The sequence below is a fragment of the Paenibacillus tritici genome, from assembly GCF_013204885.1.
Classification (GTDB): domain Bacteria; phylum Bacillota; class Bacilli; order Paenibacillales; family Paenibacillaceae; genus Paenibacillus_AQ; species Paenibacillus_AQ tritici.
In genome coordinates this window covers 29,359-42,293 of the sequence record NZ_JABMKX010000013.1, presented here as the reverse complement: position 1 = coordinate 42,293, position 12,935 = coordinate 29,359, and the positions used below count along the sequence as shown (strand labels likewise).

Sequence of the window (12,935 nt, the reverse complement as noted above, 5' to 3'; positions counted from 1 at the left end):
ACATAATCCACATGACAGAAAGCGGTTTAAATAAGGTGTAGTTCATAAGCCTATCTTTGATAAAGCCTGATTTATCAGTATTTACAGTAAAAATTATACCCCTGTATATAGTCATAAAAAACGCTTTACAAAGGTAAACAACGATGTGATAATGAAAAACGAAACCGATTTCGGAAATGGAAGTTAGTAGAGTGGGGAGGATGATGATTTCAGTGAGTCATAAATCGGATAGGTCAAAAGCAGGCTGGAGCTTCACCGGGAGTAATGGGGACTTTAGGCTGGAGCAGCCGGACCGGAGCAGCTTTTTATATTTTCCGCTCGTCAACGAAGGGGGCATGATGTCTTCCGTCAGTCCTAAGCTGCATGGTCAGGTTACTTCTGGTCATAATACTTTTCTTACACCGCCAATCTCCGTAGAGGATCTGCATAATTCGCGCGCCTCGCGTAATTTCTGGGTCTATGTTGAAGGCAAGGGCGCCTGGTCGGCAGCGGGCAACTCGGCCCGGCAGAATGCCGCTTTCTATCACGAGACGGCAGATGATTCCTTGCTGGAAGCAGGACTCTTATGGCATAAGGTAACCCGGGAGAGCAAGGAGCTGGGGCTTAGAGCAGAGATCACCAGCTTTGTGCCGTGCGGCAATGATAAGGTTGAGCTAATGAAGGTTGTATTGACGAACAGCGGCACCGGGGAGCTTACGCTGACTCCTACTGCAGCTATTCCGCTGTATGCGCGGTCTGCGGATGATCTGCGGGATCACCGGCATGTCACCTCGCTGCTGAACCGGATCTATACCTCCGCTTACGGAGTAGAGGTGCAGCCTGCCCTGTCCTTCGATGAACGCGGACACCGGGTGAATCATACCTCTTACGGAGTGTTCGGCGCAGCTGACGGCGGGGCGCAGCCTACCGGATTTTTCCCGGTGCAGGAGGAGTTCATCGGTGAGGGAGGAAGCCTGGACTGGCCGGAGTCGGTAGTGAATAATCTGGCTCCACGGATCGGCGAAGGCGGAGGAATAGACAGGGAAGGTTATGAGGCACTGGGCGGTCTGCGGTTTGCGGAGGTTACCCTTGCGCCAGGCCAAAGTCACTCTTATGTCGTAGCAATGGTTATTGAGAATGAGAGAATTGATGTGCCGGCTTTGATGGAAAAGGTTGGCTCGGCGGCTGCTTTTGATGCACTGCTTGAAGAGAATAAGACCTTCTGGGCGGATAAAGTCAATACGGTGGAATTCCATACCGGAGATCATGCCGCAGATGAATGGATGAAGTGGGTAACCTTGCAGCCTGTGCTGCGCAGATTGTACGGCAATTCGTTCCTGCCATACCACGATTACGGCAGAGGCGGCCGCGGCTGGCGCGATCTCTGGCAGGATTGCCTGGCGCTGCTGATTATGGAGCCTGCCGATGTGCGCAGCCTGCTCCTGAATAACTATGCCGGAGTCAGAATAGACGGCAGTAACGCGACGATTATCGGGCAGGAGCCCGGAGAATTCATTGCGGACCGCAATAATATCCCCCGGGTCTGGATGGACCACGGCGCCTGGCCGTTCCTGACCACCATGCTGTATCTGGATCAGAGCGGTGACCTGGACTTCCTGCTGCAGGAGCAGACCTATTTCCGCGATACCTTCATGAACCGCTGCAAGGACCGCGATACTTCCTGGGAGCCGGGTGCAGGCAGCAGTCTGCGGACGGCAGCGGGCGAAGTCTATACAGGTACTATTCTGGAGCATATCCTGCTGCAGAATCTTGTTCCGTTCTTCAATGTGGGTGAGCATAACAACATCCTGCTGGAAGGGGCGGACTGGAATGACGGTCTGGACATGGCTGCCCAGCGGGGCGAGAGTGTAACCTTCACCGCCTTCTATGCCAGCAACCTGCTGGATCTGTCCAGGCTGCTGATCACCTTGAAGGAACGGACTGGCGGAGATACGCTGGAGCTTGCTGAAGAGATGGTGCTGCTGCTGGATTCTCTCCGGCAATCCATTGATTATGAATCTATTCCCGCCAAGCATGAGCTGCTGAACCGCTTCTATGCAGCTGCACCGAATAAGGTGAGCGGTGTGCGGTCCGTCTTGAAGCTTGAGGAGGTTGCAGCAGATCTCGCCCGTAAAGCGGAATGGATCTTCGATCATCTGCGCCGTAATGAATGGGTAGAGAGCGGGCATGGCGACGGCTGGTTCAACGGATATTACAATAACGACGGGGAACGTGTAGAAGGCGAAGGTGCCGGAGGCACCCGGATGACGCTTACCGGACAGGTCTTCCCGCTCCTGGGCCACGCTGCGGCTCCAGAGCAGATTCCTGCGATGATCTCTGCTGTGGAACGCAATCTGTTCGATGAGAAGATCGGCTATCGTCTGAACAGCAACTTCGGCGGCATTCAGCAGAATCTGGGCCGGGCGTTCGGCTTTGCCTTCGGACACAAGGAGAACGGGGCCATGTTCAGCCATATGACCGTAATGTACGGTAATGCGCTGTATAAGCGCGGTTATGTCAAAGAAGGCCGCAAGGTGCTGGACTCCCTGTACAGCCTGAGTGCGAACTTTGAGGTCAGCCGGATGTATCCGGGAATCCCGGAATATATCAACGAAGAGGGCAGAGGGATGTACACCTATCTGACAGGCTCGGCGAGCTGGATGCTGCTGACCATGGTCACAGAGGTATTTGGGGTCAAAGGCAAGCTCGGCGACCTGCTGCTGCAGCCGAAGCTGGTTCAAGAACAGTTCGACGGGGAGCAAAGCGCCTCGATCAAAACGATTTTTGCCGGACGCGAGCTGAAAGTCGTCTATACGGCTTCAGGAAGCACGGAGTACGGAGAGTATCAAATACACTCTGCCGCCTTGAACGGGGCTGAGGTAACGCTTCAGCGCGTCTCAGAGGGCGCTGTGATTCCGCGCAGCCTGCTGACCGCTCTGCCTGAAGGGGAAATTCATCTGCTTGAAGTAAAACTGGCATAAGCCGGGGCTGCCTGCCCCATAGCGCCTGCTCTGACGGTCCGCCGGAGAGCAGGCGTTTTGATATCCGAATACGGAGGATAGAATGCGCTGGAAATGGTATGATAGGATGTGCTGTGTAATTCAGGACAGAAAGGACAGATAGAAATGGCACGTATACTTTCAAACGGAATACTTACAGTAGAGATTGCTGATGTGGGTGCCTATGGGGGGACCCGTTTTGACTGGAGCGGATTTATTACAGGCGTTACGCTGGAGCAGGGCGGACATACCTTTTGCGTTCCCGAAAGTCTGGTGCCTGGACAAGGCACGGGCGGTATCGGTCTCTGCAATGAGTTTGGCATTTCCCGGGCAATTGGCTACGAGGAGGCGGCAGTGGGGGAATGGTTCCCCAAGCCCGGCATCGGACTGCTCCAGAAGCAGAGCGGAGAGCCGTATTCTTTCGTAGGGGAATATCCGCTCAAGCCATTTCCCATTATTGAGGAGTGGAGCGAACAATCGGTTACATACACGGTTGAGCCGTTGGAATGCCGGGGCTACAGCATGAGGCTGGTCAAGTCGCTGAAGCTGGAGGGGGACCGGTTGAACATATCCTATAATATGGAAAATAATGGAACAAAAGCCTTGCGGATCGAAGAGTATATCCACAACTTTGTTGGAATTGACCAAGCATTCGTAGGAACGGATTATGAGCTTAAGCTGCCGGGAGTCCCGCAGATCGTTGCCCCTGAATCTTCTTATACGGAGAATCTGCTGAGTGTATCCGGGAACAGCCTCACATGGGCAGGGGAACCGGACCGTCAGTTCTATTGCAGGCTCGAAGGCTGGGAGCAGGCTGAGGCGAATTATTACTGGGAGCTGCTCCATAAGCCGAGCGGTGCCTGCATCAGGGAGAGTGGAGATTTCACCGCCGAGCGGATTGCTTTGTGGGGGGACAAGCATGTTATTTCTCCAGAGGTTTTTGCGGACATCACTATTTTACCGCGTCACAGCAAGGGTTGGAGCCGCAGCTATCAGTTTTTCACCTCCTGAACCCTGCCTGGCTTACCTTATATGTGAATAATTATACTTGCTGGTGTTTATCGTTATCTGCTATCATAGCGATATCCATATTCATAGGAGAGAAAGGGTGGGAGTTATTTTGAGCAAGAGAGCATACAATTTTAATGCCGGTCCGGCAGCATTGCCGCTGGCAGTATTGGAACGTGCGCAAGCGGAGTTTGTCGAGTTCCGGGAGAGCGGAATGTCCATTATGGAGATGTCGCACCGCGGGGCGATATACGAATCTGTGCATAATGAAGCTCAGGAACGCCTGCTTTCGCTTCTCGGCAATCCGCAAGGCTACAAGGTATTGTTCATCCAGGGCGGGGCAAGCACGCAGTTCGCTATGGTGCCTATGAACTTCATCTCTGAAGGCCAGGTCGGCAGTTATGTGATGACAGGAAGCTGGGCGGACAAAGCCTTGAAGGAAGCCAAGCTGACAGGCGGCGGTCATGTAGCCGCATCCTCAGCAGACAAGAAATTCCTGGCTATTCCTGAGCTTGACAGTATTAAGGCCGCAGACAATGCCGCTTATCTGCATATCACCTCGAATGAGACGATCGAAGGCACGCAGTATGCGGAGTATCCTGATGCCGGTAACATTCCGCTGATTGGCGATATGTCCAGTGATATTCTGAGCCGCGACTTCGACATCAACAAGTTCGGACTGATCTATGCCGGAGCGCAGAAGAATCTCGGACCGTCCGGTGTCACTGTAGTGATCGCCAAGGAAGAGCTGATCTCCAGTTCCCCTGCGAATATTCCGACGATTCTGCGGTATGATACCCACTACAAGAATAACTCTCTCTACAATACGCCGCCATCCTTCTCTGTATATATGGTTAACGAAGTGTTAAAATGGATTGAGGAGCAGGGCGGGCTTGCCGGCACCGAAGCCAAGAACCGTGACAAAGCAGGTCTCCTGTATGACTATATCGACGGCAGCGACGGCTTCTACCGCGGAGTTGCGGAAGAAGGCAGCCGTTCCATTATGAATGTAACGTTCCGGATGCCATCGGAGGAGCTGGAGAAGCAGTTCATCAAAGCTTCTGAAGCAGAAGGCTTCATCGGGCTCAAGGGCCACCGCAGTGTAGGAGGCTTACGTGCCTCTATCTATAACGCAGTCCCTCATGAGAGTGTTAAGGCGCTAGCCGACTTCATGAAGCATTTCCGGCAAACTCAAGGTTAATGAAAGAACGTTCCTGACCTTCCGCCTGGCAGCGGAAGGTTTCTTCTTGCCCGCCTGCCTCAGGAATTCTAAGACCCTACAGAGAGGAGTATCGTAAATTATGGCATTACACATTGTGCTGGTGGAACCGGAAATTCCGGCCAACACCGGCAATATCGCCCGCACCTGTGCGGCCACAGGAACCCATCTCCACCTGGTACATCCGCTGGGCTTCCGCACAGACGATGCAACGCTGAAGCGTGCCGGACTCGACTATTGGCATGCGGTGAATATCGAATATCATGATTCCTTCAGTGAAGTGCTGGAGAAGTATAAGGAAGGCCGGTTCTTCTACGCCACTACCAAGGCAGAGAAGCGGTATTCTGATTTCACCTTCCAGGATGGAGACTTTTTTGTTTTTGGCAAAGAGACCAAGGGACTGCCTGCGGATATTCTGGAGGCCGGCAAGGAAACCTGCATGCGGATGCCGATGAGCGAGGCGGTAAGATCGCTGAATTTGTCCAATTCTGCAGCAATTGTTGTATATGAAGCGCTCCGGCAACTGGATTTCCCAGAACTTTTCTAAAAGTTGACATCATTTTTTATTTTTTTCAGCAGGATTCGACATTTTAGTAACGAAATAGTTGATTAGTGCCGAAGTAAGTAATATAGAACGTGAACTTAGAAGGCCAAGAAGGGCACTACTAATCATAAGTTGAACAGGAGAGTGTAAGTTAGATATGAAACCTGCTGGCGTTGTACGTAAAGTGGATCAGCTGGGCAGAATTGTTCTGCCTAAGTCTCTGCGTAAAAGGTATCAAATGAATGAAGGCGACCCTGTAGAAATTCTGGTTCAGGGCGACCACATTATTCTGGAGCGTTACCGTCCGAAGTGTGTGTTTTGCGGATCAATGGAAGGCGTAAGTGAATATAAAGACCGTTATATTTGTGCAAGCTGCCTTTCGGAAATGACGCAATTGCCAAAACACGCGTAAGCGTAGACCGCATCGCTATCTACATAGGATAAACGCCCAAGCGGCGTCCTATAACAGGGATGCTGGCTGGACATGCTTAAGTTAATAGTCACACAAGCAGAAACGGCTATGCCGTCCATTGGAAGGTCGGCATTCGTTTCAGCGAGAAATAGAAGGATGTTCACAAAAAAGAGCGCCGCACATCAGTGCGGTGCTCCTTTTTGTAGTAATACGCTCAGGGATGGATGCGCAGGGATCTGTTTACAATCCCTTCGTCTTGTCGTCGTTGTAGGATGAAGTAAGAATACCGGCCATAAACAGCACAAAAACCAGGGTTACGATCCAAAAAGTCAGGGAGAACGACATGCTGGGCACCTCCGTTATTGACGATCTTCATTAACCTGAGTATACCCTTTTATTCTGTAAAAATAAATATAAAGTGTGATATTTGGCATTGACGAGCTCTACTGAATCACTTGAAGAACAGAAAGTTCGTCGGGACACGGCGCAGATTGCCGTCAGAAGGCCTATTAATGACCTTTCCCCTGAAGATCAGGGAGGAAGAGCCGCCGCCATCCAGGTTATAGGCATCAATGACACCGAGATTGTACAGCTTGTCTTGAAGCTCGGCCAGCGTGGCGCCGGAATTGCCGTTCTCGTCATATCCGTCAGCAACCAGAATCAGCAGCTGGTCATCCTTATAATTGCCGATGACGGTCCGCGGTGCCCGCTTGGGGGCGAGCTGCCATTTCAGCGGAATGGCGGTTTTGCTCTGATTCTTCAGCAGAACGGGGACAAAGGTTGCGCCGAATACCGGCTCCAGCCGGTCCAGCTCTGTACGGCTGTTGAACTTGCCTCCGATGAGCTTGCCTGCCTTGTCCAGGCCGACGAAGCTGAGATCCTTGTAGCTGGGCTCGAAGCCGTACAGATACTCTCCGCCGACGACGGTTGTCGAGAGCGGATAACGTTTGCCGTTCTGGTCGGCGAACCCCCCGGCATTAATACCGGCTGAAGCGCCGTAGCGGTTCACGGCCTGCAGGGTGGTCTCGGAGGCGCCGGTGCCGTCACCGGCCAGGCTCATCTTCATGGCTGACGGGTCCTTCAGCTTGATCTTTAGGGCGTATGCTGTATAGTTGCCGGGGTTCAGCCGGTATAATTCGATGGTAATCCGGTCACTGCTGATGATGTCGGCAGGAATGCCGAGCCGGGAACTAATCCGGTTGTTATAGATCCGCTCCGGACGGGAGGTCTGGGCTGCCGCTGTAGTGACCAGTGCGTTCATGGCGCTCGTGGTCTGCTTATAGAGCTGTGCGCTGGTGCTGATAGAGTCGATGGTGTAGGCGGCATAGCTTTTGGCCACGGCCAGATCCTGCTTCAATTGCGCGGTCTCATTCACGGGTCCGGGAACAGCAGCGAAGGGCCCGGTATTCAGCTTAAGCTCAAGCGGGGGCTGGTACAGCCACAGACAGAGCAGCAGTCCGAACAACGGGGCGGTCAGGAGCATGAAGAACCGGTTTACTCTTTTGACAGGAGTCATCATTTAAGCAGATCCATCTCTTTCTTGAGCGAATCAAGCTGTTTCTTGACCTCGCTTAATTGCGTGTACAGCTTGTTGCTGTTGTCCGTCTTGTTGCTGGCATTATCCTTGGTGAAGGTCAGTAGCTCATTGAACGTCTGAACCGTGCTCTGGAGTTCCTTCACCTGCTCGGACAGAACGGCAATCTTGGACTCATAATCGGTCTTCAAAACGGTAAGCTGCTGCTGGCTCTGAGATCCAAGCTCGCTCAGCACCTGATCTTTCAGATGATTGGTGTAGCTGTACACGGCATATACGCCGCTTGCGATCATCAAAATCCAGAACAGTAGAAACCATTTTACGGAAGAGCCGCTTCTCTCTGCGCTCCGGCGAGAGTGTACCCGGGTCGATTCCGCTAGCGGTTGCATTTCATCACCTCAAGCCATTATTTTTCAAGTCCCCATTCTATCAGACTTTCAGGTTTTTCGCAAAAGTGAAAGAGCCGTGCAAAAACGACAAAAAGTAATTGCATCCTGTTAAACTACTGCGATACAATTTCTATAGATTGGAATATCTGATGGACGTATTCAAGGTAAAAGCAGGAAAACAGACTTGGGCAGCATACATCCTTGCTTGCGTGTTGACAGGAAACGCTAATAGCGCTTTCCATTCTGGAATATTATATAGATAGCAGGAGGTCTGGGCATTAATGATGAAGGTCTGGCGGGTGGTCATCGTGGGATGTCATCCCACAAGTATGCTGGGAACAAAATTGATACTGGAAGATGAGGAGGGACTTACGGTAGACGGCATGTACTCTACCTGGGCAGAATGCATCCCCGTCGTGGAGGAGTGCCGGCCTGATCTGGTGCTGAGTGATTATCAGATGCCGGAAGGAACAGTGGAGCAGGTGCTGCCGGAGATGAAAAAAAGCTCCAAGTGCTCCCACATTATTGTCATGACCGAGGAGAACGATAAGGAAATGTTCCAGCCCCTGATTGAGCTTGGGGCCAGCGGGGTATTGTCGAAGGGGGCCACTCCGGGCCAGCTGCTGCAGATGATTAACGGAATCCGTGAAGGGTTCCTCTCGATTCCGCTGGAATGGATCGAAAAGGGCTTACGGCCGGTCACCTCTTCCAGAGGACTGGAGGGTGTGATGCAGCTAACACAGACAGAGATGTTCATCATGGAACGAATTGTGCAAGGAATTACATACGACAAGATCGCACTTGAAATTGAAGTCAGCCGCCGTTCGATCGACAACTATCTGCGTAAGATTTATGTCAAGCTGGAAGTATCGACCAGAGCGCAGGCGATTGAGAAATTTGCGCTGTTCTCAAGACAGAACAAGCAAATCTACGCATAATCCCTGTATTACGACATAATGGCGTCAGGAGCGGAATATTCTTAAACCAGATAAAGGGGGGAGCGTATGAAGTATGAGTTTTCTTCGCGCGCACATACATTGTTATCTTCACCGCTGCTGAGTATCCGTAAGGAGACACGCCGGGGTACGCTGATCTCGCTGGCGGAAGAGCTTCCGGCGGAAGAATTATTTCCGCTGTCACTGTTGTCTGAGGCCGCATCTACAGTGATATCGACAGATGCCAGTGCCTTGCAGTACGGGGAGCCGGAAGGGTATGGCCCGCTCCGTGAATGGCTTACCGGAGATTGGCTCAGCAGCAAAGGAGTCGCGGTAGCCGAAGGCGGCGTTCTGCTGACCACGGGAAGCCAGCAGGCCATTGATTTGCTGTCCAGGGTATATATTGATCCCGGAGATCATGTTCTGGTAGAGAATCCGACCTCTCCTGGTATTCTGCAGGCTCTGCGGATGCAGGGAGCCGTTATTATTCCGGTGCAGGGCGATAAGGATGGCCTGCTGCCGGATCATCTGCGCAGCATGATCCGGCAGTACAGGCCCAAGATGCTGTTCGCGGCGCCGAGCTTCACCAATCCCAGCGGAGTGCTCTGGAGCCTGGCGCGGCGTCATGAGATTCTGGAGCTGTGTATCTCCCATAATGTGCTGATTGTGGAGGATGATTCTTATGGCGATCTGCACTTCCAGCGGAGTGAAGGACATCCTTCCAAGCGGTATCCAACCCTCTACGCGCTGGAGAATGTCAGCGAGGGCGGGCATGTGCTGTATATCGGCTCCTTCAGCAAAACCGTCGCGCCCGCGCTGCGGACGGGCTGGGCGGCGGGAAGCCGGGAGCTGATCGGGATGATGGCTGCCGCCAAGCAGATGGCTGACTGGCAGTCCAGCTCGCTGAATCAGCGGCTGCTGCATCATCTGCTGAGTGTATCGGCCTTTGATCTGCGCGAGCATATTGCCCTGCTGAACCGCGAATACAATACCCGCCTGAAGCTGATGGCGGAGCTGCTGAAGCGTCCGGCCTGGAAGAGCAGCGTGTACGATATGCCGGTGGGCGGCATGTTCCTCTGGGTATCGCTGCCCGCAGGCTTGGATGCGATGGCTCTGCTGCGCGCCGCTCTGGCGAAGGGCGTCGCCTTTCTGCCCGGGCCGCTGTGCAGTGTAAGCGGAGGCACTGACCGCATCCGCCTGAACTTCAGCCATCCCGGCCGGGATGAGCTGCTGCTCGGAATGAACCTGATGAGTGAAGCTGTCACTGAGTTCACGGCCCGTAGTTAAGGGACGGGGAGCGAGCGAACGAATGAACCCCTAAATGGAAGTAGGATGACCGCTGGGCCTTGATGGCTGGCGGTCATTCTTTTTTGTGCAGGCCTCCGCAGGGATTACGATGTGTACTACGTCTAAGATAACAAGTGAATATATTCACATGTACTAAGCAGGAAATACATATCTAAGGAGTTGCAGGAGATGGAGAATGTACTGGAGTGCAGCAATGTAACCAAAAGGTATGGAAGGAAGACGGCGCTGGACGGTCTTAACCTGACCATTCCCGCCGGGAGAATCGTAGGGCTGCTTGGACCGAACGGGGCGGGGAAGACGACGCTGATGAAGCTGATTGTCTCTTTGCTCAGGGATTATAAGGGGACTCTTACGGTCAGCGGGATGCGGCCCGGCCTGGACACCAAAAAAATCGTCTCTTACCTGCCCGACCGCGAGTTCCTGTACCCGTGGATGACGATTGAAGAGAGCATTGCTTTTTTTGACCATTCGTTTGCCGATTTTCAGCGGGATAAGGCGTACAGCATGATTGAAGCCTTGGGACTGAATCTGCAGGACAAGGTGAAATCCTTATCCAAAGGGATGCAGGAGAGGGTAAGCCTCTCGCTGGTGTTTGCGCGCAAAGCCCGGCTGTTCGTTCTGGACGAGCCGCTGGCGGCGGTGGACCCTTCCACGAGGGATAAGATCATAGGCATCATCCTGGATAATTTCGATCCGGACAGCTCAATCCTGATCAGTACGCATCTGATTCACGATGTCGAGAGTCTGTTTACGGATGTGGTGTTTGTGAACGATGGCAAAGTGCTGCTGCAGGGAAGGGTGGAGGAGCTGCGGCGGGAACACGGTATGCCGATTGAGGATTTATTTAAACGTCTGATTTGAGCTACTTTACAAAAGGGGAGAACATCATGGTTTATTTGCATCAATTCAAGCTGGAATGCCGGAAGCATAGTGCCGTATTTGCCATCTTTACCGTCTTAAGCGGTCTCGCTAACCTGTATTTTCTGTTGGATCACGGACAGGATGTCGCCTTCGTCTTCCTGCTGGTAAATATGGTAATAGGCATACTGCTGCCGGTCTATATCTATATGGATTATTACAGGGAATTCTTCACGGGGACGATGCCGATTAACCATATGCTGCCACTCCGAACCTCCGCTCTGTTCGGTGTGAAGTCCGCTGTATTTATGCTGGGGCTTACGGCGGTCTGGTCCACCACTCTGCTGGATGTGTTCCTGAATCCCGAGGGGCTGTATCAGACACGGGTTATCCATTCCTCCAGCCCGCTGCTGGGGATGACCTACTTCATTCTCTCCAAGCTGTGCAGCCTTCCGGCGGGACTGGCGCTTATAGGTCTGGCCCTTGCGGCTGCCAAAAGATTCCGTAAGCCGGCGCTAAGCCATCTCTGCATCGCTGCGTTCATTCTCATCACAGTTGGCATCCAGTTTGCGCTGGTGGTCCGCGGCAGCACGCACTGGAGTATCGGCTCCTCATCGGCGGCAAGCTTCAAGCAATACGCAAATCTGCTGACGGTGAGTCCGGTAGGCCGGGAGCAGCCGGCTAACATCAACGAGACCATTAACTGGCTGTCCGTAGGCATGAACCTGCTGGTGGCGCTGCTTGCAGGAGCGATAGGCAGTGCGCTGCTGAACGGGCGCAAATATGAGCTGCACGGGAAGTGAGTGGGAAGTGAGTAGGGAGGGAGTGGGGAGTGTGTAGGGAGTTTGAGTGGGGAGTGTGTAAGGGAGTGAGTGGGGAGTGAACGGAGGGTGAGTGAGAGGGGAGTGAGTGGGGAGTCTGTAGGGAGTAAATGGGGTGTGTGAGGAGTGAGTGGGGTGTGAGTGGGGAGTGTGTGTGGAGTGTGTAGGGAGTGAGCGGGGTGTGAGTGAGGAGTGTATAGGGAGTTTGAGTGAGGAGTGTATAGGGAGTTTGAGTGAGGAGTGTATAGGGAGTTTGAGTGGGGAGTGTGTAAGGGAGTGAGTGGGGAGTGTGGAGGAGTGAGTGGGGAGTGAACAGGGTATGAGTGAGGAGTGAGCAGGGTGTGGAGTGAGAGTGTGGTAGAGGGTGAGCGGGCTTTTGGAGTTGTCACGCCGTAGCTTTGCAGCGATGCTGTGTGCGGAACAACCTGCGCCTGATCATCCGTGGGCCGTCTGCAGGAGCTTAAGGTTGTAGCTTTTTTGGGGCGTGGGTGGATGGGGAATAGTCCAGGTCAGGGCACCCTGGTGACCGCTCCCAACCTAACGTAATAGCAGTTGGAAAAAAGGCACTTAATTATGCTAGAATCCTGAAATTTAGGAGTTTAGTTGGAAAAATTACATCTACTCGCCTGGGATACGCTAATGGGGCTCAGAATCACAGAAAATAAATGCTATTTATCCAACTAATCTTTTTGTATCGGATAAACCAGTGAATTTAAGTGCCTAAATTCCACCTACTGTTGGGCAAGTGGAACGGGTACGCGATTCGCCTGTAGGGATATGGCGCTGGAAGTGAGCGTGGCTGGGCGTATTATGGGCGCATCCTCCAGAAGCATCATTGGTAGGCTAGGCAGCACCCTGGTACGCAGTCAGTTTGGCACCCCGGGCGGGGGTTGTAGCTAGCTCAAGCGTTGCTGCCTGGGCCCAGCGGA

The 12,935-nt window shown here is 52.9% G+C and carries 11 protein-coding genes; 9 read left to right on the top strand and 2 right to left on the bottom strand.

Going from position 1 to position 12,935, the window contains the following annotated elements; translation table 11 throughout:
- Nucleotides 1–212: 212 nt before the first annotated feature.
- From HQN87_RS22740 to HQN87_RS22720, 5 genes are all read left to right on the top strand, one after another.
- Nucleotides 213–2,960, top strand: coding sequence for a GH36-type glycosyl hydrolase domain-containing protein (locus HQN87_RS22740; RefSeq protein WP_367272781.1), 2,748 nt, complete (start codon nt 213–215; stop codon nt 2,958–2,960).
- A 144-nt stretch (nt 2,961–3,104) separates the two neighbouring features.
- Nucleotides 3,105–3,989, top strand: coding sequence for a hypothetical protein (locus tag HQN87_RS22735; RefSeq protein ID WP_173137972.1), 885 nt, complete (start codon nt 3,105–3,107; stop codon nt 3,987–3,989).
- Nucleotides 3,990–4,095: 106 nt separating this feature from the next.
- The gene (gene serC, locus HQN87_RS22730) at nt 4,096–5,187 is read left to right on the top strand and encodes a 3-phosphoserine/phosphohydroxythreonine transaminase (RefSeq protein ID WP_173138205.1); all 1,092 of its coding nucleotides are present in this window, start codon (nt 4,096–4,098) and stop codon (nt 5,185–5,187) included.
- A gap of 100 nt (nt 5,188–5,287) precedes the next feature.
- The gene (gene trmL, locus HQN87_RS22725) at nt 5,288–5,752 is read left to right on the top strand and encodes a tRNA (uridine(34)/cytosine(34)/5-carboxymethylaminomethyluridine(34)-2'-O)-methyltransferase TrmL (protein ID WP_173137970.1); all 465 of its coding nucleotides are present in this window, start codon (nt 5,288–5,290) and stop codon (nt 5,750–5,752) included.
- A 154-nt stretch (nt 5,753–5,906) separates the two neighbouring features.
- Nucleotides 5,907–6,161 carry an AbrB/MazE/SpoVT family DNA-binding domain-containing protein gene (locus tag HQN87_RS22720; RefSeq protein ID WP_173137968.1) on the top strand — a complete coding sequence of 85 codons (255 nt, stop codon included), beginning with the start codon at nt 5,907–5,909 and terminating at the stop codon, nt 6,159–6,161.
- Nucleotides 6,162–6,612: 451 nt separating this feature from the next.
- On the opposite strand, the gene HQN87_RS22715 is transcribed toward HQN87_RS22720, so the two are convergent.
- Nucleotides 6,613–7,680, bottom strand: a complete 1,068-nt coding sequence (locus HQN87_RS22715) for a phosphodiester glycosidase family protein (RefSeq protein WP_173137966.1) — start codon at nt 7,678–7,680, stop codon at nt 6,613–6,615.
- Nucleotides 7,677–8,084 carry a hypothetical protein gene (locus HQN87_RS22710; RefSeq protein ID WP_173137964.1) on the bottom strand — a complete coding sequence of 136 codons (408 nt, stop codon included), beginning with the start codon at nt 8,082–8,084 and terminating at the stop codon, nt 7,677–7,679. Before HQN87_RS22710 ends, HQN87_RS22715 begins: the two co-directional genes overlap by 4 nt.
- 281 nt (nt 8,085–8,365) lie before the next feature.
- Between HQN87_RS22710 and HQN87_RS22705 the strand changes: the two genes are divergently transcribed.
- From HQN87_RS22705 to HQN87_RS22690, 4 genes are all read left to right on the top strand, one after another.
- Nucleotides 8,366–9,022: a response regulator transcription factor gene (locus tag HQN87_RS22705; RefSeq protein WP_173137962.1), complete on the top strand. Its 657-nt coding sequence runs from the start codon at nt 8,366–8,368 to the stop codon at nt 9,020–9,022.
- A 66-nt stretch (nt 9,023–9,088) separates the two neighbouring features.
- Nucleotides 9,089–10,306: an aminotransferase-like domain-containing protein gene (locus HQN87_RS22700; RefSeq protein WP_173137960.1), complete on the top strand. Its 1,218-nt coding sequence runs from the start codon at nt 9,089–9,091 to the stop codon at nt 10,304–10,306.
- A 189-nt stretch (nt 10,307–10,495) separates the two neighbouring features.
- Nucleotides 10,496–11,188, top strand: coding sequence for an ABC transporter ATP-binding protein (locus HQN87_RS22695; RefSeq protein ID WP_173137958.1), 693 nt, complete (start codon nt 10,496–10,498; stop codon nt 11,186–11,188).
- Nucleotides 11,189–11,214: 26 nt separating this feature from the next.
- Nucleotides 11,215–11,988, top strand: a complete 774-nt coding sequence (locus HQN87_RS22690; protein WP_173137956.1) for a hypothetical protein — start codon at nt 11,215–11,217, stop codon at nt 11,986–11,988.
- The last annotated feature ends 947 nt before the right edge of the window (nt 11,989–12,935 follow it).